Origin of the sequence: Albidovulum sediminicola (assembly GCF_025751575.1) — a bacterium.
Taxonomy (GTDB): domain Bacteria; phylum Pseudomonadota; class Alphaproteobacteria; order Rhodobacterales; family Rhodobacteraceae; genus Albidovulum; species Albidovulum sediminicola.
In genome coordinates, this window is the sequence record NZ_JAOWLA010000007.1 from 1 (window position 1) to 25012 (window position 25012).

At 65.3% G+C, this 25012-nt stretch carries 22 protein-coding genes; 19 read left to right on the plus strand and 3 right to left on the minus strand.

Annotated features, from left to right (window positions below; translation table 11 throughout):
* Positions 1 to 124: 124 nt before the first annotated feature.
* Positions 125 to 1267, minus strand: coding sequence for a hypothetical protein (locus tag OE647_RS08670; RefSeq protein WP_263721331.1), 1143 nt, complete (start codon positions 1265 to 1267; stop codon positions 125 to 127).
* Positions 1268 to 2463: 1196 nt separating this feature from the next.
* On the opposite strand from OE647_RS08670, the gene OE647_RS08675 reads away from it, so the two are divergent.
* From OE647_RS08675 to OE647_RS08730, 12 genes are all read left to right on the plus strand, one after another.
* On the plus strand, positions 2464 to 3990 hold the full coding sequence (locus OE647_RS08675; protein WP_263721332.1) for an extracellular solute-binding protein: 1527 nt from the start codon (positions 2464 to 2466) through the stop codon (positions 3988 to 3990).
* Between the two features lie 106 nt (positions 3991 to 4096).
* Positions 4097 to 5095 (plus strand): carbohydrate ABC transporter permease, encoded by a 999-nt coding sequence (locus OE647_RS08680; protein ID WP_263721333.1) that lies wholly within the window; start codon positions 4097 to 4099, stop codon positions 5093 to 5095.
* Between the two features lie 5 nt (positions 5096 to 5100).
* Entirely contained in the window at positions 5101 to 5979 is an 879-nt protein-coding gene (locus OE647_RS08685) for a carbohydrate ABC transporter permease (RefSeq protein ID WP_263721334.1), read from the plus strand.
* Between the two features lie 59 nt (positions 5980 to 6038).
* Entirely contained in the window at positions 6039 to 7133 is a 1095-nt protein-coding gene (locus OE647_RS08690; protein ID WP_263721335.1) for an ABC transporter ATP-binding protein, read from the plus strand.
* Positions 7120 to 7764 (plus strand): hypothetical protein, encoded by a 645-nt coding sequence (locus OE647_RS08695; RefSeq protein WP_263721336.1) that lies wholly within the window; start codon positions 7120 to 7122, stop codon positions 7762 to 7764. The genes OE647_RS08690 and OE647_RS08695 overlap by 14 nt, the downstream gene beginning before the upstream one ends.
* The gene (locus OE647_RS08700; protein WP_263721337.1) at positions 7740 to 9344 is read left to right on the plus strand and encodes an FGGY-family carbohydrate kinase; all 1605 of its coding nucleotides are present in this window, start codon (positions 7740 to 7742) and stop codon (positions 9342 to 9344) included. The genes OE647_RS08695 and OE647_RS08700 overlap by 25 nt, the downstream gene beginning before the upstream one ends.
* Positions 9345 to 9365: 21 nt before the next feature.
* On the plus strand, positions 9366 to 9920 hold the full coding sequence (locus OE647_RS08705) for a VOC family protein (protein ID WP_263721338.1): 555 nt from the start codon (positions 9366 to 9368) through the stop codon (positions 9918 to 9920).
* Between the two features lie 58 nt (positions 9921 to 9978).
* Positions 9979 to 10857 (plus strand): class II fructose-bisphosphate aldolase, encoded by an 879-nt coding sequence (locus OE647_RS08710; protein ID WP_263721339.1) that lies wholly within the window; start codon positions 9979 to 9981, stop codon positions 10855 to 10857.
* Entirely contained in the window at positions 10847 to 11575 is a 729-nt protein-coding gene (locus tag OE647_RS08715) for an HAD family hydrolase (RefSeq protein WP_263721340.1), read from the plus strand. The genes OE647_RS08710 and OE647_RS08715 overlap by 11 nt, the downstream gene beginning before the upstream one ends.
* Entirely contained in the window at positions 11566 to 11850 is a 285-nt protein-coding gene (locus tag OE647_RS08720; RefSeq protein ID WP_263721341.1) for a putative quinol monooxygenase, read from the plus strand. The genes OE647_RS08715 and OE647_RS08720 overlap by 10 nt, the downstream gene beginning before the upstream one ends.
* Before the next feature lie 4 nt (positions 11851 to 11854).
* On the plus strand, positions 11855 to 12544 hold the full coding sequence (locus OE647_RS08725; protein WP_263721342.1) for an MBL fold metallo-hydrolase: 690 nt from the start codon (positions 11855 to 11857) through the stop codon (positions 12542 to 12544).
* A 68-nt stretch (positions 12545 to 12612) separates the two neighbouring features.
* Positions 12613 to 13848 (plus strand): LVIVD repeat-containing protein, encoded by a 1236-nt coding sequence (locus OE647_RS08730; protein ID WP_263721343.1) that lies wholly within the window; start codon positions 12613 to 12615, stop codon positions 13846 to 13848.
* Between the two features lie 8 nt (positions 13849 to 13856).
* On the opposite strand, the gene OE647_RS08735 is transcribed toward OE647_RS08730, so the two are convergent.
* On the minus strand, positions 13857 to 14762 hold the full coding sequence (locus tag OE647_RS08735) for a MurR/RpiR family transcriptional regulator (protein WP_263721344.1): 906 nt from the start codon (positions 14760 to 14762) through the stop codon (positions 13857 to 13859).
* A gap of 335 nt (positions 14763 to 15097) precedes the next feature.
* Here OE647_RS08735 and OE647_RS08740 point away from each other — a divergent pair, with 335 nt between their 5' ends.
* The 7 genes from OE647_RS08740 (at position 15098) to OE647_RS08770 (ending at position 23812) form a co-directional block, all read left to right on the plus strand.
* On the plus strand, positions 15098 to 16039 hold the full coding sequence (locus OE647_RS08740; protein ID WP_263721345.1) for a thiamine pyrophosphate-dependent dehydrogenase E1 component subunit alpha: 942 nt from the start codon (positions 15098 to 15100) through the stop codon (positions 16037 to 16039).
* Between the two features lie 26 nt (positions 16040 to 16065).
* The gene (locus tag OE647_RS08745; RefSeq protein WP_263721346.1) at positions 16066 to 17073 is read left to right on the plus strand and encodes an alpha-ketoacid dehydrogenase subunit beta; all 1008 of its coding nucleotides are present in this window, start codon (positions 16066 to 16068) and stop codon (positions 17071 to 17073) included.
* The gene (locus OE647_RS08750; RefSeq protein WP_263721347.1) at positions 17012 to 18304 is read left to right on the plus strand and encodes a transaldolase family protein; all 1293 of its coding nucleotides are present in this window, start codon (positions 17012 to 17014) and stop codon (positions 18302 to 18304) included. The genes OE647_RS08745 and OE647_RS08750 overlap by 62 nt, the downstream gene beginning before the upstream one ends.
* Positions 18305 to 18315: 11 nt before the next feature.
* Positions 18316 to 19608 (plus strand): alpha/beta fold hydrolase, encoded by a 1293-nt coding sequence (locus tag OE647_RS08755; RefSeq protein WP_263721348.1) that lies wholly within the window; start codon positions 18316 to 18318, stop codon positions 19606 to 19608.
* 121 nt (positions 19609 to 19729) lie between these two features.
* Positions 19730 to 21730 (plus strand): transketolase, encoded by a 2001-nt coding sequence (gene tkt / locus OE647_RS08760; RefSeq protein WP_263721349.1) that lies wholly within the window; start codon positions 19730 to 19732, stop codon positions 21728 to 21730.
* Positions 21727 to 23124, plus strand: coding sequence for a dihydrolipoyl dehydrogenase (gene lpdA, locus OE647_RS08765; protein WP_263721350.1), 1398 nt, complete (start codon positions 21727 to 21729; stop codon positions 23122 to 23124). Before tkt ends, lpdA begins: the two co-directional genes overlap by 4 nt.
* Positions 23117 to 23812, plus strand: coding sequence for an HAD-IA family hydrolase (locus tag OE647_RS08770; RefSeq protein WP_263721351.1), 696 nt, complete (start codon positions 23117 to 23119; stop codon positions 23810 to 23812). The genes lpdA and OE647_RS08770 overlap by 8 nt, the downstream gene beginning before the upstream one ends.
* A gap of 40 nt (positions 23813 to 23852) precedes the next feature.
* Here OE647_RS08770 and OE647_RS08775 read toward each other — a convergent pair whose 3' ends face one another.
* Positions 23853 to 25010: an ATP-binding cassette domain-containing protein gene (locus OE647_RS08775; protein WP_263721352.1), complete on the minus strand. Its 1158-nt coding sequence runs from the start codon at positions 25008 to 25010 to the stop codon at positions 23853 to 23855.
* Positions 25011 to 25012: the final 2 nt, after the last annotated feature.

Below are 25012 nucleotides of genomic sequence, written 5' to 3' on the forward strand. Positions count from 1 at the left end.
CGCCTGCCTCATGCTCGGCCAGAATGCCGATGATCTGCTCGTCGCTGTATCTCGTTCGCTTCATCGTCCGTCCCTTCGTTGGGTCGGACTCTAATCGCAGGTGGAGGAAAAATCCCGTGGCAGGTCAGACGGTAATCAGTATCTCCGCCTCGATGAACTGAAGAGGTAGAGTCAGGCAAGGCGAACCGTCGAGGAACGGCATGACCTCGAAAACCGCTGGAAGCAGATCGTTCACGCTGACGTTGCCCAAGCCGTACTTTGCTCTGAACGTGACGCCGTCCTGCTGTCTCGGGAATCTGCCAGGGCGTCCACCAGGCGCATGGATCATGCACTGCACCAGGTTCTTCGCGGCTTTGCGAAGCTCCGGCGTCTGGACCCAGCTGATCGCGGCATAGGGGTCTTTAGGCAGCCTCTGGGGGTGCCGATACAGTGCTGCCAGGATGGCCACATGGGACGCCTTCAGGTCGATTTCGCAGACCGGTTCCCCATCGATGGTGCAGCACAGCCTGTCTGCCTCGGGAAGGTTCTGGTAGTCGGCATAGAGACGCCCCCCATTGTTAAGGTCCCCGTTGAAGATGCGGCGCAACGTCGTCTCCACGGGCGTCCCCGAGGCATCGGCAAGTGTGTGCCTGGACAGGTGATCGTTGAGGCGTAGGACGGTCTGCTGATGATACCGAACGGCTTCTGATGGGAAGTCGCTCAGTGGCAGACGTTCCTTCTTGAACGCCCCCCAATGGTCCTTCTTTGGCTCGCGCACCTCTATCGGATGGGGCCTTGCGCGTTTGAAGCGCAGTTGCCCTTTCCAGCCCTCTAGACGGGCCTGGAATGCGTCTGAACACCGGTAGACGGTGCCCATACCCCTGCGGGGACCTGCCACCTTCAGCATGTGTCCGCTGCCGAGCAAGGCCTCGGTGATCGTGCGGGCTGCCTTGTATCCGCAGGGCGTATCGGTCCAGCGATGGCGGTCCATAAGGACCCCGAACCGCTCCACCTCGCTGACGGCACGGAGGAACGAGGCCATGAAGCAGATCTGCTTCTCGATCTCCCGTACCGCTCGCCGGTTTGCTTTGGGGGTTCCTCTTGGGTCTCGCTGGGACTGTCCGGGCTTCGTCAGAATGCCGATCTCATCGAGTACTTCGAGAATGATCGTGCGGGTCACTTCGTCTGCTGCTGTATGCTCTCCGTTGACGAAGAGCTCTGCCTTGATCGAGCGCGTGTGACGCGCAGACGGAAGCGGCTGGGTGCCGCAAAGGACGTGGTGGAACATGGCGGGTCTCCTGTGGATCGGACCCTCTGACTGACGCCGTGCTACAGGTGCTCGGTTGTCGCTCAGGGTCAGATACGCACAGAAGATCACCCTCCAGGGGTGGCAGAGGAGCGAGGCCCCCAACCGGCGAAAAAACAGGGGCACGCGTTTGTCTCGAGGAACAGCGACGGAGCCAAAGCCCCACATCTACCGCAGACCCCAAAAACTGCTGGCGATCTACGACGGGATGTCTCCACGCGCGAACGTCGAAATTCCCCCGTGGGGGCACCCAAACGCCCCCCCACGTTACATCAGCGCGGGCGATCCCAGCGCGACGGAGACGGAGACCAAACCCAATCGCACCGGCAGGAACCCACGGTGGCCGTCCGCCTCCACCGGGCCCCGTAGGACAAATCGTAGGACAAAACGCGCGTGTTGACCGCGACTCTAGCCCTTTGCTATCCCTTGTTTTACTGAGGCCATCAACGGCGAAGGTGCCTGTAACGGGAACACAACCCAGGCTCTGGGCACCACTCCCACCGCCAAGCCACTGAATAGCCTCAGCTTTGTCCTTGGATAGAGCGAGCGTAGAACATGGCGGAGAACAAATCTGCACCCCACTCATTTGTGAAGGACGGGGTCTACTAGTTCGTCAGCCGGATTCCGAACGACCTTCGGCACTCCGACACGTCCCCAAAAATCTCTTACTCGGCGCGAACGCGGTCGGTGACAGTGGCAACTTCACCCGCCATCCGAGCTGCGCAGAAGCGCGACGAGTAATGGTATCACCTTAGGATCGACGACAGCGATCTGCCGGGGAGGCGCCTTGGCGCTTGCCGGGTGAATGCAGCGCATTTCCGCCCCTCGCCGCCATGTCTTCGGCATCTGGCGCTTGGTTCGGGCCCGTGCCCCAGAGCCAAGCGCAATCGAGAAAACTATTTTCATGGATTCACCGAGGCGTGGCGCGATCGCTGACATATGCCATAAATATATGGCTGTTATAGGTATCCCGTCTTGCCGGATCCGCGCGGAGTTAGTGCTTTTGGGGCATCATTGGGAAAAATGAAGAAAATAATTTACAAAATCGAAGGTCCCGCTATAGCTTGTGGAAGTGTTCCGGAATCACCCGGGCCCCGGATGTCGGAAGAGGAGCCGGCGGGGCCTCGCGGGCGGGCACTTCGCTCGACGGCTGGCCGTCGCAACTCAGGGAGAGAGAAATGTTCTACAGACCCAAGACCGCGCAGGCTACGCGCATCAGCCGCCGCCGGTTCCTCGAACTTGGCGGCTACGGCGCCACCATGCTGGGCACCGGATCTCTGGCCGTCGGCCTGAACTCCACGATCATGTCCACGCCCGTCCAGGCGGCTTCCTCGGACGAGGCGAAGTGGAAGCAGTACGCCGGCTCGAAGCTGACCTTCCTGTCGGAGAACACGCCCCCGTCCTTCGCGATCCGCGACAACATCAAGGCCTTCTACGATCTGACCGGGATCGAGGTCGAGATCCTGACCGACGACCTGCCGGTCGTGCAGCAGAAATGCGGGATCGACCTGCGCTCGGGCAAGTCGGACTACACGCTGCAATACGTCCAGGACAAGCCGATCGGTTCGCCCTTCGCCGACTTCTACGTCGACCTGTCGAAGATGTTCGGCGACGAGACCCTGCCGCAGGACATGGAAGGCTACGGCGACGACGCCTGGTTCGAGAACTTCCTGTCGGCCTGCGGCCGCTTCTACTCGGGCGAGAAGATCATCGCGCTGCCCTATGACGCGGCGATCGCGGTCACGTTCTTCCGCCAGGACCTGTTCGAGAAGCACACCAAGGACTTCGAGGCCGAATATGGCTACCGGCTGGAATACAATGCCGACAGCACCTGGAAGAACGTCCTCGACATCGCGACCTTCTTCAAGAAGCTGAAGGAAGGCGGCGCGGATGTGCCCTACGGCTACGCGCAGCACCAGGGCAGCTTCGCCTGGACGACGCAGCTTGACATCCAGCGCATGATGTTCGCCCACGGCCGCTGGATCGACTTCAACATCGACGACAAGATCGGCTCGAAAGAGCCTGGGCCGACGAACTGGGGCGATGCCCAGTCGGTCCTGATGCTGGAGAAGTTCAAGGCGCTGGCCGATGTGTCGCACCCGGACAACCTCGCCAACGGCACGCTGGAGCTGAACACCGTCTACCAGTCGGGCAACATCGCGATGCAGGTCCAGTACCACGAATTCGCGGCCTCGGTCGAAGATGCGAACACCTCGGTCGCCGCGGGCGGCAAGACCGCCTACGCGCCCTGCCCGAAGGGGGAGGCGGACTGGATCCTCAACGGCGGTCCGGCGGTCAACGGCACGAACTGCGGCATCGGCGGCATCGGCATCAACGCCAACGCCCCTGAAGAGCTTCAGCGCGCGGCCTACCTCTTCGCGATCTGGTCGACCTCCAAGAACATCCAGTACGATGTTCTCAAGGGTCTGGGCGGCACGCCGACCCGCAAGTCGGTTCTCGAGATCCCGGAAGTGCAGGCGGCGCAGCAGCGTCCGAGCGCGATGCCCAACGCGCTGACCTTCGATGCGGTCTACAACTACGGCATCAAGGACCCGAACTTCGTGCTTGGCCCGAAGATCCCGGAGGCGAACGAGTATCACTCGATCATCGCGTCCGAGACGCAGCGGATGCTGTCGGGCGACATGAGCCCGGAAGAGACCGCAGCCTCGCTGAAGTCGCAACTCGACGATCTCAACGAAGCCTGAGGCTGTCACGAGCCGGCAGCCCCAAAGGGGGCTGCCGCACCTCACCCCTTCCTGAAGCCGTCCCCCGGGCCTGCTTGCCGGCCTGAATCAAGGAGCGACGACCGACATGACCGACGTGTCCCCCATTTCCGCCAACCCGCGTGAGGTCGCCGCGCAGATTTTCCGCGCTCGGGCGCACTCCGCCGAGGTCGAGGCCCGCCCGCAAAGCGAGATCACGAACAAGCCGCGCAGCTTCAACCCGCCGATGCCAAAACGGTACTACTATTACCTCATGGCGCCGGCGATCGCGATCCTCGCCTTCATCTCGCTCTACCCGTTCTTCTGGCTGATCGTCATGTCCTTGCAGGACGTCGATATCGGCGGCGGCGAATGGGTGGGCTTCAAGAACTATGTGAAGCTCTTCTCGGACGGCCGCTTCCTGGACGGCTGGTGGCTTCTGGCGCAATACAGCGTCATGTGTCTGGGGCTTCAGGTCGGACTGGGTGTCCTGCTGGCGGTCGTCGTCAACAGCTCCAAATACGAAAAATACCTGGTCACCGCGCTTTTGATGCCGATGATGATGGCGCCCGCCGTCGCCGGTCTGTTGTGGCTCTTCCTCTACAACGGCACCTTCGGCTGGTATCACTGGATCCTGCAAAGCGCGGGCATCCTCGACAACGCCTCGATCCTGGCCAGCGCCAACACCGCGATGTATGCCATCGTCCTCGTCGATGTCTGGCAGTGGACGCCGCTGATCACGATCATCGCCCTTGCCGGTCTGAAGCGCGTGCCGCGTGACCAGCTTGAAGCCAACATGGTCGATGGCGCCTCGCCGCTGCGCAACTTCTTCGCGATCACGATGCCGAACCTTTACCCGGTCCTGCTGATCGCCGTGCTGCTGCGCTTCATGGACAACTTCCGCTTCATCGACTCCGTCCTCGTCCTGACGGGCGGCGGGCCGGGCAGCGCGACCAAGATCCTGCCGGTCTACCTTTTTGAAGTGGCCTTCAAGTTCTTCAAGCTTGGCCGGGGTGCCGCGATCGCGCTGACGCTGCTCATCGTCACCATCATCCTGGGCAAGCTTCTTGTCCGCGTCTTCGAAAAACCCCAGAACGAGAAGGGCTGATCAGCATGGCATCCCGTGACGTCGTTTCCTACGATACCCCGCTTTCGCGCGCCCTGAAGGTTCTGGCCGGTCTGTTCCTTGCCCTCTACCTGGTCTGGACGCTTCTGCCCTTCTTCGTGATGTTCGTTTCGTCCTTCAAGGACCTGCTGGAGGCCTTCAAGCTTCCGGCGGTCGGGGACTGGGCGGGGATCACCGTGTTCTTCGAGTTCACGCCGACTTTCAAGCACTACACCTCGCTCTTCACCGAGAACAGCTTCGGGACCTACATCCTGAACAGCCTGATCGCGGCGGGCGGCTCGGCGGTCATCTCGGTGATCTTCGGATCGCTGGCCGCCTATTCGCTCAGCCGGGTGGATTTCCGCGGCAAGCAGGATCTGTTCTTCTGGATCATCTCGACCCGGATGGCGCCGGTGGTGGCGGTGATGGTGCCCCTTTACGCGATCTTCCGCAGCCTGGACCTCGTGGGGACGCTTCCCGGTCTGATCCTGGCCTACACGACCTTCAACCTGCCCTTCGCGATCTGGATCCTGAAAGGCTTCTTCGACAACGTGCCCTTCGCGATCGAGGAAGCGCAGATGGTGGACGGCTCGACCCGGTTCCAGGCGTTCCGGTCGATCCTGCCGCTCGTCGCGCCGGGTATCGGGGCCTTCGTGGTGCTCTGCATCCTCTTTGCCTGGAACGACTTCCTTTTCGCCGCCATCATCGGCTCCGGCGGGGCGAAGACGCTGCCGGTCGCGACCCGCGAACTGGTCCAGCCGCAGAACATCCAGTGGGGCTCGATCATGGCGGCAGGCGTGGTGACCACGGCCCCCATGATGCTCCTCGGCCTTGTGATCCGCAAATACCTGGTGACCGGCCTGACGATGGGCGCAGTCAAGGAATGAACCGGGCGGTGCGCCAAGCGGCGCGCGCCCAGACCAACCCCCTTGGGAGGAATTGAGACATGGCGACGGTAACCATCAAGAACGTCTGGAAGTACTACGGCGAGACGCCCGCCGTTAAGGACCTCAACATCACCTGCCCGGACGGCAGCTTCGTGTCGATCCTCGGCCCCTCGGGCTGCGGCAAATCCTCGACGATGCGGATGCTGGCGGGGCTGGAGCACATCAGCGCGGGCGACATCCTGTTCGACGACCAGCGGGTCAACGATCTGGCACCGAAGGACCGCGACGTCGCGATGGTGTTCGAAAACTACGCGCTCTACCCGCACAAGACGGTCTATGAGAACATCGCGAACCCGCTGCGCCTGCGCAAGGCGAGCGAGGACACGATCAAGGCGCGCGTGACTGGGGCGGCGAAGCTGCTTGAAATCTCTCACCTTCTAGAGCGCCGCCCGCACGAGCTTTCGGGCGGCCAGAAGCAGCGTGTGGCGATCGGTCGGGCCATCGTCCGCGAACCGAAGCTCTTCCTCTTCGACGAGCCGATCGCGCACCTCGACGCAAAGCTGCGCGCCCATATGCGCGGCGAGATCAAGCATCTTCAGCGCTCGCTCGGCACCACGATGATCTACGTCACCCACGACCAGTTGGAGGCGCTGTCGATGGCCGACTACATCGCGGTCATGCATGACGGCGAGTTGCAGCAGTGGGGCACACCGGCCGAGATCTTCAACCATCCGGTCAACGCCTGGGTCGCGGGCTTCGTCGGTGAACCGGCGATGAACTTCCTGACCTGCGACATCAAGGGGCAGGGCGACGATGTTCTTCTGCGCCACAGCAACTTCGAGATCCCGCTGCTGCCGGGCCAGGTGCGCCAGCTCAACGGCGCGGCGCAGGCCGGGACCGCGCGGATGGGCGTGCGCCCGGACGCGCTGTCGATCAGCATGACACGGCCCGACGAGGCTGCGATGCAGGGCGAGATCTTCGTCAACGAGCTTCTGGGCGGCGATATGCTGGTCGAGGTCCAGCTGGACGACTGCCGCATCCGGGTCAAGACGACGCCGGAGTTCGAGGGCAAGCCGGGCGAGAACTGCTTCCTCTCGGTCAACCGCGACAAATGGCACGTCTTCGACGCGGGCGACGGGCATGCCTACTTCTGAGGCCATCGCCGCCAGGGTGGGCCGCGAGGCCCCCTATGAGGAGGCGCTAGACGCCTTCCTGGCGGCGCATGTGCCTTCGCGCGGGGCGGCCGGCCTGGTTCAGGCCTACCGCGCGGTGCAGGCGATGCCCTACTTCTCCGGCCTCGATCGGACGCCGCAGGCGGCGCTTCGGGACGGGCGCGGGGCCTGCACGGCCAAACATCTGGTTTTGCGCGATCTCTTGCGGCGCCTGGGTCATCCGGCGGACGTGGAGATTGTCGAGGGGGATTTTGCCTCCGGCGTCCCGGTGCATCCCTCGATGCCCGATGCACTCATGACGATGATCCGGGACGAGGGCGTCACGGATTTCCACTGCCGGGTGCGGGTCGGGGGTCAGGCGCTTGATGCAACCTGGCCTCTCGACCTTCTCCGTTGGGGCTTTCCGGCCGACACAGATTGGGACGGACAAGGCGATACGAAACAGGCTATCGAACGGGTGGTCGTCCGGTCGGTGGAGGAGGACGTTCTGGGCGCAAAGGCCCGGCTCTTGGCGGGATTGTCAGAGGAGGCAACCCGACGCCGCGCCGAGTTCCTTGCGCTTCTATCGAATTGGCTCGCGGATCTGCCGTGGCCGGAAGAAGAAACGATCTGACGACGGGGGAGGAAAACTTGTCGGGCACGGGTAAGGTTTTTGTCGGCATCGATGCCGGCACGACGGGCTGCACGGTCATGGTCTTCGACGAGAAGGGCAATGCCATCGGCCACGGCTATCAGGAATACAACTGCTCCTCGCCGCAGCCGGGCTGGATCGAGCAGAGCCTGGATGAGGTCTGGGCGGGGATCTGCTCGGCCACGAAGCAGGCGGTGAAGAAGGCGGGCGTGCCTGCCTCGGCCTATCACTCGGTCGGCCTGTCCAGCCAGCGCGGCACCTTTGGCATCCTCGACGCGAACCGCCGTCCGCTGATGAACTCGCTGGTCTGGAACTGCGGGCGGGCCTTGAAAAGCGTGGCCGCCATTTCTGCAGAGTTTTGCCCAGAGGAGCACCAGAAGCACACCGGCATGCAGATCAGCCCGCTCTGGTCGGCCGCCAAGATCGTCTGGCTGCGCGAGAAGCGTCCGGATCTCTTCGATGCCACGCGCTGGTTCGTAAACGGCCAGGAATACTTCCTCTGGCGCATGGGGGCGGAGGACTGGGCCACGGACCCGGCGTCCCTGACGCTGAACGGGATGATGGACATCGCCAAGCTCGACTGGTCCGACCGCATCCTCAAGGCCTGCGGCATCGACCGCGACCGCCTGCCGCCGGTGGGAACGCCCGCGACAATGGTCGGGCGCCTGTCGAAGGCCGCCGCACATGAAACCGGCCTGCCTGAAGGCGTCATCCTGTGCCGTGGCGCGGGCGACCAGCAGTGTGCGGCGATCGGCGCAGGGGTTATCCGTCAGGGCATGGCCGAATTCACCGTCGGCACCTCTGGCGTCATGGTGGCCCACCTCGACAGCGTCGAGCGGATCAAGGGCAACAAGCTCTGGTGGGGTGGGCATGGCGTGCCGGGTGCCTGGGACATCGAGGGCGGCGCCTTCAGCCTTGGCGCATCGCTGCGCTGGTGGCGCGACCACCTGGGCCGCAACGAGCTGGACGAAAGCGCGCGCCGCAAGACCAGCGTCTATAGCGTGATGGTGGAGCAAGCCCACAACTCCAAGCCCGGCGCCAACGGGGCGATGTTCCACAGCTTCATGGCCAGCCAGGTCACGCCCTACTACGACGCGGTCGCCCGCGGCGGCTTCCTGGGCCTGGGCCTTTACCACGAGCGTCATGACCTGATCCGCGCGCTGCTGGAAGGCTGCGCGCAGGAAATGAAGATGGTCTTCGACAGCTTCCAGTCCGATATCGAGGGCGGCATCACCGATTTCCGCCTGACCGGCGGCGGCACCAAGTCCGACGGCTTCGTGCAGATCATGACCGATATCATCGGCGTGCCCTCGACCGTGACGAAAGAGCGCGAATGCACGGCACTTGGCGCGGCGATCCTCGGGGCCTTCGGCTCCGGCGCCTTCGGCACGATCGACGAGGCGGTGGAGTCGATGGTGCAGGTTGAATCGACCTTCGACCCCAACCCGAAGCTGCGTGAGCTCTATGACGAGCAGCACGCCATCTACCGCGGCATGTACGAGGCCATCGCCAGATCGGGCCAGTATGCCGCGCTCAGCGACTTTTCGCAGAAATATCAGTGATATCAGACAGGAGACCCTGACATGGCAATTCCCGGCATCCGCGGCATGGAACACGTGGGCATCACGGTTCCCGACATCAACGAAGCTTGCGACTTCTTCACCCGCATTCTCGGCGCTGAAGTGCTCTTCACCGCCGCCACCGATTTCCGCGGCGAGGGTGACTGGATGCACGAACATCTGCGGGTCCATCCCCGCGCCGAGATCAAGGAGTTTCGCTACGTCCGCCTTGGGAACGGCACCAACCTTGAGGTGTTCCAGTATTCCTCGCCCGACCAGAAGACCGAGGGGCCGCTGAAGAACTCCGACGTCGGTGGCCACCACATGGCCTTCTACGTCGACGACATGGAGGCGGCGATCAAGTTCCTCAAGGACAACGGCGTGGAGGTTCTGGGTGAGCCCACCAGCTACACCGATGGTCCGAACCTGGGGCTCACCTGGTGCTATTTCATGGCGCCCTGGGGGCTCCAGCTTGAGGTTGTCTCCTCGCCCAAGGGCACGACCTTCGACAACGAGGCGAAGGCCGCCGGCCGCCGCCGCCTGTTCGACCCCTCGCGCGCGGCCGAAACGCTGATCTGAGCGCGCATTGCTTCGGGGGCGCGTCGTGGTGCCCCCAACCCTCCTGAAAGGATATCTCATGCCCCTGGTTTCCATGGGCCCGATGCTGCGTCGGGCCCGGGCGGATGGTTATGGCATCGCCGCCTACAACATGATCGACTTCAACTCCGCCAAATCCATCATCGGCGGCGCGGCAGAGCTTTCCGCCCCGGTGATCGTGCAGGTCAGCGTCAAGACGGTGAAGCACTGGGGCTATGGGCATCTGGCCTCCTGGGTGCGGATGCTGGCGGAGGACGCGCCGGTTCCGGTCGCGCTGCACCTGGACCACTGCACCGACATCGAGGTGATCAAGCGCTGCATCGATGCAGGCTGGACCTCGGTCATGTTCGACGGCTCGACCCTGCCGTTTGCAGAGAACCTGGACAAGTCCGCGCAGGCCTACGCGCTGACCGAGGCCGCGGGCATCGGGCTTGAGGCCGAGATCGGCGCCATCGGCGGGGTCGAGGACGACAAGGTGGTGAACGACGACCAGTCGCGCCTGGCCGATTTCGACGAATGCCTGAAATTCGTGGCGGCGATGCCGAACCTCGCGGTCTTTGCCCCCGCGATCGGGACCGCCCACGGTTTCTACAAGGGCGAGGCGAAGATCGCCTATGACTTGCTCAAGCGCATCACCGATGCGATCCCGAACCCCATTGCCCTTCACGGCGGCACGGGGCTGACCGACGAACAGTTCCATCGCTGCATCGAACTGGGCTGCGGCAAGGTCAACATCTCGACCATGCACAAGCGGCTCTTCATCGACGGCTTCGTCAACCTCAAGGCAGAGAAGCCGAAGCTGGCCGAGCCGCTGCCCTTCATTCAGGCACAGCACGACGCGATGAAGGCCGATGTCATGGCCTGCATCCGTACCTTCGGCTCCGAAGGCCGCGCGGCGGAGGCAGCCCATGCCGCATGAGATGCAGGCGCTGATCTTCGACTGCGACGGGGTTCTGGTGGACACCGAACGTGACGGGCACCGCGTGGCCTTCAACCGCGCCTTCGCGGCAGAGGGGATCGGCACCGAATGGTCGGTGGAACGCTATGGCGAACTGCTGACTACGGGCGGCGGCAAGGAACGGATGCGGCGCCACTTCGACGAGACCGGCTGGCCGGCCGCGCAGGACGAGCACGACGGGCTGATCGCGCGGCTGCACCGCACCAAGACCGATCTTTTCATGGACCTGATCGAGGCGGGCGCGCTGCCGTTGCGCCCGGGCGTCGCGCGCATGGTGGACGCGGCGCAGGCGGCGGGGCTAAAGGTCGCGGTCTGCTCGACCTCGAACGAACGGGCCGTCGAAACGGTGGTGCGCGTGCTGCTGGGTCCGGACCGGGCCGAGCGGATCACCATCTTTGCCGGCGACGTGGTGCCGAAGAAGAAGCCCGATCCCGCGATCTACACCCTTGCCGCCACGACGCTGGGCCTGACGCCCGCCGCCTGCGTGGTGGTGGAGGACAGCCACATCGGACTCCGCGCTGCCAAGGCCGCGAGCATGAACTGCATCGTCACCCGATCCACCTATACCCACGACGAGGACTTCACCGGGGCCGACCGGATCGTGGATCACCTGGACGAGGGCGTGGACCTCGGCCTGTGCCAGGCCCTGACCCAGAGGGAGGATATCGAATGCCGCTGACCGTCATCGCGACGCTCAAGGCGAAAGCCGGCAAGGAGGACGCGCTCTACGAGGTGCTGAAGGGCCTTCTGGCGCCGACGCGCGCCGAAAAGGGTTGCGTTTTCTATGACATGCACAAGTCGGCGGACGAGTCCGGGCTGTTCATGTTCACGGAGGAGTGGGAAACCCGCCCGTTGTGGGACGACCACATGAACTCCCCGCATCTGACGGCGTTCTCGGCGCAGCAGGACGATCTGGTCGAAAACTGGACCCTTTTCACCGGCGAGAAGGTTTAAGCCCATGAAAATCAAGTTCTACGCCCACGCGAGCTTCCGGCTGGAGGGGGACGGGCTTGCCGTCATCACCGACCCGTTCAACTGCGAGAAATCGAAGTTCGACCCGATCAACGAACCAGCCGACATCGTTCTGATGTCCTCGGACACCGACGATTTCCATTCCGATCCCAGCCATATCCTGGGCGAACCGGAGGTGGTCAACACGCTGGCGATCCCCGCCGGGGGGCGCGACGTCAAAGGCATCCATGTGACCTCCTACCCGGCGACGGAAAGCCTGACTTTCGACTACCAGACGGAATATGGCCGCGACCCGGACGCGAACGCGCTTTACCATTTCACGCTGGACGGGATGCGCGTGTTGCACATGGGTGATATCGGCACCGCAGTACCCGACGGGCATCTTGAGGCGCTGAAGGGCAAGGTCGATGTGCTGCTGGCGCTGACCGGCGATCACGCGACGATCCCGCTGCCCGACCTTGACGACGCGATCAGCGTGATTGGCCCCAAGGCGGTGATCCCGATGCACTACTACAGCCCCAAGGGTGTGCTGAGGATCGAGCCGGTCGAGAGTTTCCTCGCGCGCGTGCCCGAGGACAGCGTCACCCGCGTCGGTGGGTCGGAACTGGACCTGACCGCCGACATGCTGCCCACGGACGGCGCGCCCCGCGTCTTCGTCTTCGAACAGTCGCGCTGAGCTTACCTCCGGCGCGTCTGCCTTGGCCCCCGCCATCACGGCGGGGGCCTTTTTCCAAAGGGCCCGCAATGACCGACCTGACCCCGACCCACGCCCGTAACATGCGCCTTCTAGGGCATACCGACCAGGGCGGGCGGCCCGACGGCGTGCAACTGATGGTTCATCGCGGGTATGGCTATGTCGGCCACATCTTTTCCAAGGGGTTCAGCGTCATCGACCTGCGCGACCCGGTGAATCCGCGGCCCGTGCGTTTCATCCCTGCGCCGCCGAACACCTGGTGCCTGCACCTTCAGACGCATGACGACCTGCTTTTGGTCATCCACAACAAGGACATGTTCGCCCAAGCCGACATGGCGGACGAAAAGGCCTATTACAAGGGCGGGGTCAGCCACCACGCAGACGGCGCCCGCGACTGGTCGGCGGGTATGGCGGTCCATGACATTTCCCGCCCCGAGGCGCCCCGGCAGATCGGCTTCATGCCGGTCGAAGGGACGGGGCTGCACCGGATCTGGTACACCGGCGGGCGCTGGGCCTATGCCTCGGCGCTGCTCGACGGGTTTACCGATTATATCCTGATCACCATCGACATGGCGGACCCGACACGGCCCCGGATGGTCGGCCGTTTCTGGCTTCCAGGCATGAACGCGGCGGCGGGGGAGGTGCCCGACTGGCCGCTGCCGCAGGGCCGCTTCGGGCTGCATCATCCGATCGTGCACGGCGACATTGCCTACTGCAGCTGGCGCGATGCCTGCCTGGCGATCGTGGACGTCTCCGACCGCCACGCGCCAAAGCTGATGAACCACATCGTCTGGTCGCCGCCCTTCGGCGGGGGAACCCATAACGCGTTGCCACTGCCCGGGCGCGATCTTCTGGTCGTGGTGGATGAAACCGTGCTGGACCACGGGGAGGATGGGTTCAAGCCGATCTGGATCTTCGACAACCAGGTGAAGGGCAAGCCCATCAGCATCGCGACGATGCCGCCGCCCTCGGACCGCGACTACCATGCCGTGGGCGGGCATTTCGGCCCGCACAACATTCACGAAAACCGCCCCGGCACCTTCGTGTCCGAGGATCTGATCTTTGCGACCTGGCAGAACGCGGGTGTGCGCGTCTACGACATCCGCGACCCCTTCCGCCCGCAGGAAGTGGGCGCCTGTGTTCCGCCGCCGCCCGCGCGCATGGTTGACCCGCGCCCCAACCGCGCGGCGGTCCTGCATTCGGCGGACGTTCATGTCGATGCGCAGGGTCTGATCTACGCGACCGATTTCAACGCCGGGCTGAGCGTGATGGAATACCTCGGCTGAGCCGCGCCTCAGGCCTCGCCGCCCGATCGCTGGTAGAAGCGCTCCAGCGCGCTCGCCGTCTTCTTGAGGTTGCTTGAGCGGCTGCTCTCTTCCTCGAACAAGAGGCCGATATACATCAGGTCAATTAGATAGATCTGACTGATGCGCCCTTCCAGAAAGTCGCCGTACAGCGGAACCGAAGGGGTGGCCGAGCTCCAGGTCACGAGTGTCGTTGATGCCGCGCGCCCGACCGGTGAGGCCGGGTCGCTGGTCAGCGCGATGGTCGTTGCGCCGTTTTCGCGCGCAAGCTTCAGCGCGCTTGCGATCCCAATCGTCGTCCCTGTGTGGGAAATGCCGATCATGACGCTGTCCGGACCAAGGTTCGCGGCAAGCACGACCTGCGTGTAGTGGTCGTCACTGGCCTGCGCATCAAGGCCCGCCTTCATGAAAAGGTGCGCTGCCTCGTCGCAGATCGCGGCGGCGCCGCCCACGCCCACCAACACGATCTTGCGCGCATTGCGGATCGCCTGGATGCAAGTGTCGATCCGTTCGGTGTCGAGCATGCGCTGCGTTCCCTGGATCGCGACCGACAAGAGGTTCGCCAGCTTGGCCGAGGTTCCGATCAGCGTGTCGGTCTGGTCGATCTCGGCCGGGATGTTGGCAAAGCTGGATCGGGTGACCGCGCCCTCCGCCAGCGACAGCTTCAGGTCGGGGAAGCCGGAATATCCCAGGGCGCGGCTGACGCGGCTGATCGTGGCTTCGGACAGGCCCAGCGTTTGCGCCAGTTCCGTGATCGACAGGCTGAGCCGTGTGCCCGCATGTTCGCGCAGATAGTCCGCAACGATGCGCTCGGACTTCCGGAGCGATGCGTAACGTTCCTGGATGCGTTGAACGAGGTCGCCCCCGTTGGCGTGTGGGGAAGCCCTGTCGGCCATGGTTCTCTCCGTCTTGCCCCTCATTGGTAGAGTGGAACGGGGAAATCGGAAAGAAGTTTTCATATTTTCAGCGCCCAAAGGTGGCGCAAACCGGTGTCGCGGGTGATCGGTTCGCCGCAAACCCCCTGAAAATCAACAACACACAATCTGAAATGTAAGAATATTTCACAATTTATGGCAAATTCTCGCGTCCTTGCAAAAAATTTTCTCGACAAGAGGAGGCGTGAAACCTACAAAAAACCCAATCAGAGCGATGTCTAAGCCGATTCCATCGGCAGTTGGGAGGAAAGATGGGAGCCGCTGCTCAAGGCAAGAACGCGCCCTCGCGAGAGTTCTTGGAGAAAATTTTCCGCACGGCCTACAAGATCCGTGTTTTCGAGACCGAAGGGATCAAGCTTTATCGTCAGGGCCTGATCCGGGGGTACTTCCACCCCTACCTGGGCCAGGAAGGCATCGCGACCGGCGCCTGCGCCGCGCTGAGCGAGGGCGACTACATCGCCTCAACCCACCGGGGCCATGGGCACTGCATCGCCTGGGGCGCGGATGTAAAGAAGATGGTGGCCGAGCTTCTCCAGAAGGAAACGGGCTACTGCAAGGGCTACGGCGGATCGATGCATATCGCCGATATCTCGGTTGGCAACCTCGGGGCGAACGGGATCGTTGGCGCGGGCACGCCGCTTGGCGTGGGGGCCGCGCTGGCCAACCAGGTCAACGGGTCTGACGCGGTCACCGTCACCTTCTCGACCGACGGCGCCTCGAACAACGGGACGTTCCTGGAAAGCCTGAACCTTGCCGCGATCTGGAACCTGAACTTCATCCTCCTGGTCGAGAACAACGGTTACGCCGTGTCGACGCGGATCGAGGAAAGCACCCGCGACACCGATCTTTACAAGCGCGGGCTCGCCATCGGGGTGGAAAGCCATCAGGTCGATGGCAACGATCCGTTCGCGGTCTACGAGGTCATGAAGCAGGCGGTCGAAACCTGCCGCGCGGGCAAGGGCCCGGTCCTGATCGAGGCCAAGACCTATCGCCACATGGGTCACCACGTGAACGACCCCGGCAAGTACATGCCCGAGGACGAACTGGCCTACTACAAGCAGCGCGACCCGGTCGACCGTGCGCGCGCCGCCCTGAAGGAAATGGCCGATGTGAGCGACGAGGACATCGCCGCGATCGAAGCCGAAATCGCAGCCGAATTCGCCGATGCGGTCGAATTCTCGAAGAACAGCCCGGAGGTCACGCCCGAATCCTTCCGCGAATTCGCGGTCGGATATTGAGGCGGACGGGAAGGGGAGGAGAAATCATGGCAGAACGCGAATTGATGTATCGCGAGGCCCTTCGGGAGGCCATCGACGAAGAGATGGGCCTGAACCCGTCGGTCTTCATCATCGGCGAAGGCATCGCCGAGCGGGGCGGCAGCTACAAGGTCACCGAGGGCCTGCTGGCGAAATACGGGCCCAAGCGCGTCCGCGACACGCCGATCGCCGAGGCTGGCATGATCGGCGTCGGCGTCGGCGCCGCGATCGCCGGGGCCCGCCCGATCGTGGAGATCCTTTACGTGGATTTCGCTATGCTCGGCATGGACATGATCGTGAACCAGGCCGCCAAGTTCCGCCTGATGACGGGCGGCGACGGCCGCGTGCCCTTCATCATGCGCACCCAGGGCGGTACCGGCGGCGGCGTGGCGGCCCAGCACTCGCAGTCGCTTGAGGCGCTTTTCTACCACATCCCCGGCCTTCGGGTGGTCATGCCCTCGACGCCCGCTGACGCGAAGGGTCTGCTGAAATACGCCCTGCGCCAGGACGACCCCGTGATGTTCCTGGAGCACAAGCACCTCTACATGACCAAGGGCATGGTGCCCGATGGCGAACATATCGTCGAGTTCGGCAAGGGCGACATCAAGCGCGTCGGCACCGATGTGACCGTGATCGCCTGGTCGAACATGATCCCGCGCACGCTTGAGGCCGCCGAGGAACTGGCGCGCCAAGGCATCTCGGTCGAGGTGATCGACCCGCGCACCCTGGTGCCGCTGGACCGCGAAATGATCGTGAACTCGGTCCTCAAGACCCGGCGCTGCGTGATCGTCCAGGAAGCCAACCGCCGCGGTGGCGTGGCCTCCGACATTGCCTCGATCGTGCAGGAAGAGTGCTTCTACGAGATGGATGCGCCGGTGGAGATCGTCGCCGGCATGGACATTCCGGTGCCGTTCAACCTGACGCTCGAAAAGGCCAGCGTGCCGCAGAAGGACGATGTCGTGGCCGCCGTTCGCCGGAGCCTGCACCTCGACCCTTTTGCTGAAGCGGCTGAGTGAGGGCGCCGGGATGACCTTGCATGTGCTTGAGAAATTGGCCGCGACGAACCCGGATTGCGAAATCTGGTGGGATAGCTCGCCGCTTGTCTACGACAACTGGGCGCGGGGCGTCCTCGCCTCGGCCCCGGCCGGAAAAAAGGCGGATTGGGACGCGCAGCTGAAGCGGCTCTTCGATACCGCGACCGTAGCGCGCGAGGGCACGATGGGGTTTGGCGGCGTCACCACCAACCCGCCCCTGTCGTTGCAGGCGATCCAGAACGATCCCGAGTTCTGGATCGGCGAGATCGGCCGCATCGCGGCGGAGAACCCCGGCGAGGATGTCGAGGGGATCTATTGGAAGACCTACCTTGAGGTCGTCCGCCGCAGCGCCGAAATGATCCTGCCGGTCTACGACGCCTCGAATGGACGCCATGGGCATCTGTCGGGCCAGGTCGATCCGCGCTTTGTCACCGACTACGACCGGATGCTGTCCCAGGGCCTGCAACTGGCCACGATCGGGCGCAACGTCATGGTCAAGATCCCCGGCAGCGCCGAAGGCTACCGCGTGATCGAGGAACTGACCGCGCGCGGTATTTCGACCAACAACACGACCTCCTTCACGGTGCCGCAATACATCGCCTGCATGGACGCGGTCAGCCGCGGGCTGGAGCGCGCGCGGGCGGCAGGGATCGACCTTTCGAAGTGGCGTTCGGTCATCACCCACATGTCGGCGCGGCTTGGCAATATCGGCGACCTCGAGGCCCAGGCCGACCTGCGCGGCATCAAGTTGTCGCCGGAAGAGATCCTGCACGGCGAAATGGCGGTGATGAAGCGCGCCTATCACCACGGCAAGCGCACGGGGCACCCCTCGAAAATGCTGCAATGCTCGATGCGGGTCACCGACGAGGGCGAGGGCGGCGCGGCTTCCTCCTGGCATATCGAGAAGATCGCCGGCGGGGATTTCGTCTACACCTGCCCGCCCGGCTACATCGCCCAGCTGATGCAGGCAGAAGATCGCCTTCCCGCCTTCGATGCAAAGGCGATCGACGAGGAGCCGCCCGCAGAGGTGATCGAGAAGCTGAGGCAGCTGCCCTATTTCCGGCAGGCCTATGACTTCGACGGCATGAAGCCGGATGAGTTCAGCCAGTTCGGCGCCTTCGCGGCGACGGCAAATGAATTCGCCGCGGCCACCCGAAAGACGGTGGATTTCGTGGCACGGGCGCTCGAATCCGTGCGTCCGCAGGCTGCCTGAGGGAGGAAAGAATGGCAGAGGCAATTCTGGTTCCTCAGGTCGGGCAGGACCTGACCGAGGCCAAGGTGGTCGAGCTTCACGTCAAGCTTGGCGATCAGGTTAAGAAGGGCGACCTTGTCGCCGTTGTCGAATCCGAAAAGGCGAGCTTCGAGGTCGAGGCCTTTTGCGAGGGCACGGTGATCAGCCTGCCCTGGCAGGTCGGCGATACCGCCACGGTGCTTGAGCCGCTGATGCATGTCGGCGCCCCGGGCGAGACGGTTGCAGAGGCAGCACGATCGGCCGCGGCTGAGCCCGCCGTGGTTCCGGCGGTCGCGCCCGCCGCACAGCCCGAGGCCGCACAAGTCGCGCAGGCCGAACCGCTGGTTGCCAAGGTGGCCACCGGTGTCGTGAACGCGGCGCTTCGCGCCTCGCCGATCGCGCGCCGCGTTGCCGCGGGTCAGGGTCTGGATCTTGCCCGCATCGCGGGCAGCGGCCCGAAGGGCGCGGTGGTGCTCAAGGATGTCGCCGCGCTGGCGGTTGGCGGCGCCCCCACGACGGGCGGCGGCGCGCTGGAGCTGCGGACGCTACAGGCCGGGCAGGGGACGCCGGTGGTCTTCATCCACGGCTTCGGCGCCGATCTGTCGTCCTGGCGGCCGCTGGTCGCCCGCATAGGGCTCGGCTCACCCATGATGGCGCTGGACCTTCCGGGGCACGGCGGTTCTCGCGGGCATGGCGCGGCGGACTTCGCGGGCCTTGTCGGTGCGGTCGGGCAGACGCTGCGCGGCCTTCAGGGCAGCGTGCACCTCGTCGGCCATTCGCTGGGGGCGGCGGTCGCCGTCGCGCTGACCCAGCGCGGCGATCTCGATGTCCGTTCGCTGACTCTGATCGCGCCGGCGGGGCTTGGTGCATCGGTGGATGGCGCTTTCGTCGAGGGCTTCTTGGGGGCCAAGTCCGAGGCCGCGCTGGCCGCCTGGATGCGCCGCCTGGTCTCTGACCCCGCCACCCTGGCGCCGGTTCTGGTGCGTGCGACCCTGGCTGCGCGCGAAGACGCGGACCTTGTCCCGGCACAGTCGCGCGTGGCGCGTGGCGTGTTCGAGGGTTCGACCCAGCTCTTCTCGGCTGCCGCGGCGCTGCGGAGCTACCAGGGGCCCTGCACCGTCATCGCCGGGCGCGACGATGCGATCGTTCCCTTGCGGGAAATCGAGGCGGCGCTGCCGGGCCATGTCGCGCTTCACCGGCTCGACCGGGTGGGGCACCTGCCGCAGGTGGAGGCCGCTGACCTGGTGCAGACACTGATTGCGCGGACCGTCCGCTCGGCGGGCTAAGCCGTGTACGGCGCGCGCCACGCCCCTCCCGCATGGCGCGCGTCCCGTTTCCCGACATCCGTCCAGCAAGACCAGGGCCGCCGTGCATGTGCGGCCACTCCAACGAAGGGAAGGACCGGTCATGCGTGACCTGCCCCAGGTAAGCCATGCCGACATGGCGAACGCGATCCGATTTCTGGCCGCCGACGCTGTCGAGCGCGCGGCCTCCGGCCATCCGGGCATGCCGATGGGCATGGCCGATGTGGCGACGGTTCTGTTCACCCGCTTTCTGAAGTACGATGCGGCGCACCCCCGCTGGGCCGATCGCGACCGCTTTGTGCTGTCGGCAGGCCACGGGTCCATGCTGCTTTACGCGCTGCTCCACCTGACCGGCACGCCGGGCTGGCCGATCGACGCGCTGCGGGGGTTCCGGCAACTGGGTTCGCCCGCGGCCGGCCACCCCGAATACGGTCACGGAGAGGGGATCGAGACGACGACCGGCCCCTTGGGGCAGGGGATCGCGACCGCCGTCGGCATGGCCCTGGCCGAGGAGATGGACCGAGCGCGCTTCGGTGCCGATATCGTCGATCACCACACCTGGGTCATCGCGGGCGATGGCTGCCTGATGGAGGGGATCAGCCAGGAGGCGATCTCGCTGGCCGGGCATTTGCGGCTGAAAAAGCTGATCGTGCTCTGGGATGACAACGGCATCACCATCGACGGCGGCACCTCTGCCGCCACCTCAGAAGATCAGCGCAAGCGGTTCGAGGCTTCGGGCTGGGCGACGCTTGAAGCCGATGGCCATGACCCTGAAGGCATCGCAGAGGCGATGGAGCAGGCCCGGCAATCCGACCGCCCGGTGATGATCGCCTGCCGCACCAGGATCGGCTATGGCGCGCCCTCCAAGGCGGGCACCGCCAAATGCCACGGCTCGCCGCTTGGGGCTGGGGAATTGCAGGCCGCGCGCGAGGCCCTTGGCTGGCCGCATGCCGCCTTCGACATTCCGCTGCCGGTGCGCGAGCTCTGGGCCGCCGCCGGCGGTCGCGGGGCCGAAGCGCGGCAGGACTGGGAGGTGCGGCTTGCGGCATCACCCCGGCGCGCGGACTTCCTTGACCATCATGCCGGTCGCTATCCCGAAGGCTGGCGCCAGGCGCTGGCTGCCCACCGTGCGGCCCTGTCGTCCAAGCCGGGGGCGATGGCGACCCGCAAGGCCAGCGGCGCCGCGCTTGAGGTGCTGACCCCGGCCATCCCGCAGATGATCGGCGGGTCGGCCGACCTGACCGGCTCCGTCAACACGTTGACCAAGGCGACCGCACCCCTGACGGCGGAGAATTTCGGCGGACGCTACATCCACTACGGCGTGCGCGAGCACGGGATGGCGGCGGTGATGAACGGCATGGCGCTGCATGGCGGATACCGCCCCTACGCCGGGACCTTCCTGGTCTTCGCCGACTACCTGCATCCCGCGCTTCGGCTTTCAAGCCTGATGGGCCTTCCCGTGACCTATGTGCTGACGCATGACTCGATCGGCCTGGGCGAGGATGGTCCGACCCACCAGCCCGTTGAGACGCTGGCGATGCTGCGTGCGACGCCGGGTCTGGTGACGCTGCGCCCCGCAGATGCCGTGGAGGCGGCGGAAGCCTGGGAAATCGCGCTGGACCGCCGGGACGGGCCGACCGCCATTGTCCTGTCGCGGCAGGACCTGCCGACGCTTCGCCTGGATGGCGGCGTCGAAAACGCGGCGCGGCGCGGCGGCTATGTTCTGGCCGAGGCCGCCTGCGGGCCGCGCCGGGTCACGCTGATCGCGACCGGCTCCGAGGTGGAGATCGCCTATGAGGCACGCGCGCTTCTCGAGGCCGCAGGCATTGGCGCGGCGGTCGTGTCGCTGCCGTCCTTCGAATTGTTCCGCGCGCAGCCGGCCGCGTATCGCGCCGCCGTGCTCGGACAAAGGGACGGTGTCCGGGTCGGGGTGGAAGCCGCGCTGAGGTTCGGCTGGGACGAAGTCATCGGTTCTGAGGGCGCCTTCGTCGGAATGACCGGCTTCGGCGCCTCCGCCCCGGCCAGCGTGCTCTACCAGCACTTCGGCATCACGGCGGTCGCCGTCGCGGCCAAGGCGCGCGATCTGCTTGGGGAAGCAGCATGAGCGGGCATGACGTCCTGATCGTCGGATCGGGCCCGGGTGGCTATGTCGCCGCGATCCGGGCGGCGCAACTGGGCCTGAAGGTCGGCCTGATCGAGCGGGCGCATCTCGGCGGCATCTGCCTCAACTGGGGCTGCATCCCGACCAAGGCCATGCTGAAGGGCACGGACCTTCTGTGCGAGGCGGGTCATGCCACGCGCTTCGGCCTGCACCCGCTCTCGCCCGCGATCGACCCCGTCAGGCTCGTGGCGCGGGCCCAGGAGGTTTCGACCCAGCTTTCGGCGGGGATCGCGTTCCTTCTGAAGAAAAACGGCGTCGATCTGATCTGGGGATCGGCGCGGCTGGCTGGCGGCGGCAGGGTCGAAGTGACAGCCGCCGAGGTCGCGGGGCCGCGCGGGGCGCTGGGACCGGGCACCTACGCCGCGCCCCATATCATCCTTGCGACGGGGGCAAGCCCACGTCGTCTTCCAGGACTCGACCCCGATGGCCACCTGGTCTGGACCTATATGCAGGCGCTCCGTCCCCAGGCGGTTCCGCAGCGTCTGATCGTCGTCGGTTCCGGCGCGATCGGAGTGGAGTTCGCCTCCATCTACGCCGCGATGGGCGCGCAGGTCACGATCGTGGAACTCGCCGCGCGCATCCTGCCGCAGGAGGACGCCGAGATCTCCGGCCTTATGGCCAAGGCGCTCCAGAAACGCGGGATCGCGCTGCATACTGGTGTTTCCGTCGCCCGGCTGGACCGGCAGGCGGAGAGCCTCACCGCCCACCTCTCCGACGGCACGGCGATTTCCGCCGACCGGCTCCTCAGCGCGGCAGGGGTGGTTCCGAACGTCTCGGGCCTTGGGCTTGAGGCGCTCGGCGTCGTGCTTGCGCACGGCGCGGTGCAGACCGACGGGGCCGGGCGCACGAATGTGCCCGGCCTCTACGCCATCGGTGATCTGGCCGGCGCGCCGATGCTTGCGCACAAGGCCGAACATGACGGGATCGCCTGTGTCGAGGCGATCGCAGGCCGGGCGCCGCGCGGCCATGGCCCAATCCCCGGGTGCATCTATGCCAGCCCCCAGATCGCCTCGGTCGGCCTGACCGAGGAGCAGGCGCAGGAACAGGGTACCGCCGTGCGCATCGGGCGTTTCTCGCTGCGCGGCAACGGCAAGGCGCTGGTGCTGGGTGAGCCTGACGGCCTCGTGAAATGCGTGTTCGACGCGGCGAGCGACCGGCTGATCGGGGCGCAGATCATCGGCGCGGAGGCCAGCGAACTGATCCACGGGATGACCATCGCGGTGACGCTCGGCGCGACCTCCGAGCAACTCGCCAGCGTGGTCTTCCCGCATCCCACCCTGTCAGAGGCGCTGCATGAGGCCGTCATGGCCGCGCGGGAAGGAGCGATCCATGCCTGAGGGCCTACGCGGAACCGTGATCTTCGACCTTGACGGCACGCTGGTGGACAGCGCGCCCGACCTTGCCGATGCGCTCGACACCCTGTTGGAGGAGCGGGGGCACAAGGCGCTGGGCCTCGATCACGCCCGGCGTCTGATCGGACACGGCGTTGCGGAGCTTGTCCGCAAGGGTCTTGAGGACAGGGGCGAGAGGCTTGAGGGGCTGGATCTGACCCAGGCGGTTCAGCGCTTCCTGAAGCACTATACGCAGTTCCTGTCCCGCAAGAGCACGCCCTATCCCGGCGCGGCCGAAGCCCTGACCGAGTTGCGGCTTGCCGGCTGGCGGCTTGTCGTTTGCACCAACAAGCTGGAGGCGAGCGCGCGCGGATTGCTTCAGGACCTGGGCCTTCTGCCCGCCTTCGCGCTGGTGGCCGGACCCGACACGTTCGGCGTTGCCAAGCCTGACCCGGCGCATCTGCTGCGGTGCCTGACGGGGCAGGATCTGAGCAAGCATCCCGCGATCATGGTCGGCGATTCAGAAGTCGACGTTGCTGCCGCACAAGCCGCGAAGCTTCCGGTCATCGCCGCGACCTGGGGCTACGCGCGCGTCCCGCTGGCGGACCTGAGGCCCGATGCGCTGGTGGACAGCCTGTCGGATGTGCCAGGCGCCGTGGAACGCTTGTCCTCCCTCGCGCGCGCGGGCGCCTGAGGCGGCGCCCGATCTCGGCCGCGCTGCGGAGGGCCTGGGTTCAGGCGACCATCTCGGGCAGGCCAGCGCCTGCAAAGACGCTGTCCATATCCCAGAAAAGCTGTTCCATCCGCATGCCGAAATGAAGCTCGGGCAGTTTCGCCATGGCAAGGATCGTGGCATCGCCCGGGCCTGCCCCGCGCAGGACCAGGAAGGACCCGAGGATCGCCGCCGTCCCGATGAGGTTGTCGTCCGGTTCAAGCCGGACCAGGACCCCGTCCCGGAGGGCGCGATCGATCCGCTGGCAGATTTCGAGGATTGCCTGCGTGTCCTGGTCCGGGCGGGTGTGATCGCTGATCCAGGGCACCTTCGCCGCGAGCTCATTCGTCCCGGTCAAGGAGGTGTTCAGGCGCCCGACGGAGACCCTCAGGATGTTTCGGGGCGCGCCCTCATCCGGCCGCCCGGTCGCCCCGTCCCCCGTGCGCAGTTCCAGCGCGTCCCGGATGATCCAGGTTCGCCCGCCGCCCTTGGCCGCCGGGGTGGGATCGAAGATCGGCGGCAGCGGCCTGAGTTCCGGCGACAGCATGCGCCAGGGTGTGCCCGCGCTCGGCAGATTCAGGCCGCCGGTCCTGAGAAACCACTCGACATGGCTGCCGGGCGCGGGCGCGAAGAAATCCGCGCAGGAACAATGCTCCAGCATCCGGCCGCCGCCGATCAGAGCGACCCGGTCGCAATAGCTGCGCACCTCGTCCGTGTTGTGCGACACGACGAGGATCGAGCGCCGCCGGGCCTCCTCGCACAGGAAGCGCATCAGTTCGTTCCCGTCTTCCCTGCGGAGGCTCGCTGTTGGCTCATCGATGCACAGCGTGTCGGTGTTGTCGCGGCAGGCGTCCGATATTTCCCCGATCCGTTCGTCCAGAAGCTGGCCGGAGGAGGGCGCGGCGCGCGCGTCCTGTCGCGGTTTCTGGCCGATGAGCCGGGGATGGCGGCTGTCGTCCAGCGCGCCGTCCCGATAACGCGCCCTTTCCCAGCGCATCTCGAGCCCGTCTGTCGCGCCGGGGCGGGCGATGCATTTCAGGAAGGTCGACTTGCCGCTGCCCATCGGCCCCATCAACGCCGTCATCCCCGGGCTGACGAGGTCGAAATCGACATTCGTCAAAACCGGCCGGCCCGCGGCGCGGATGTCGAGGTTCCGGATCGACAGCGCGGGTTCGGACATCG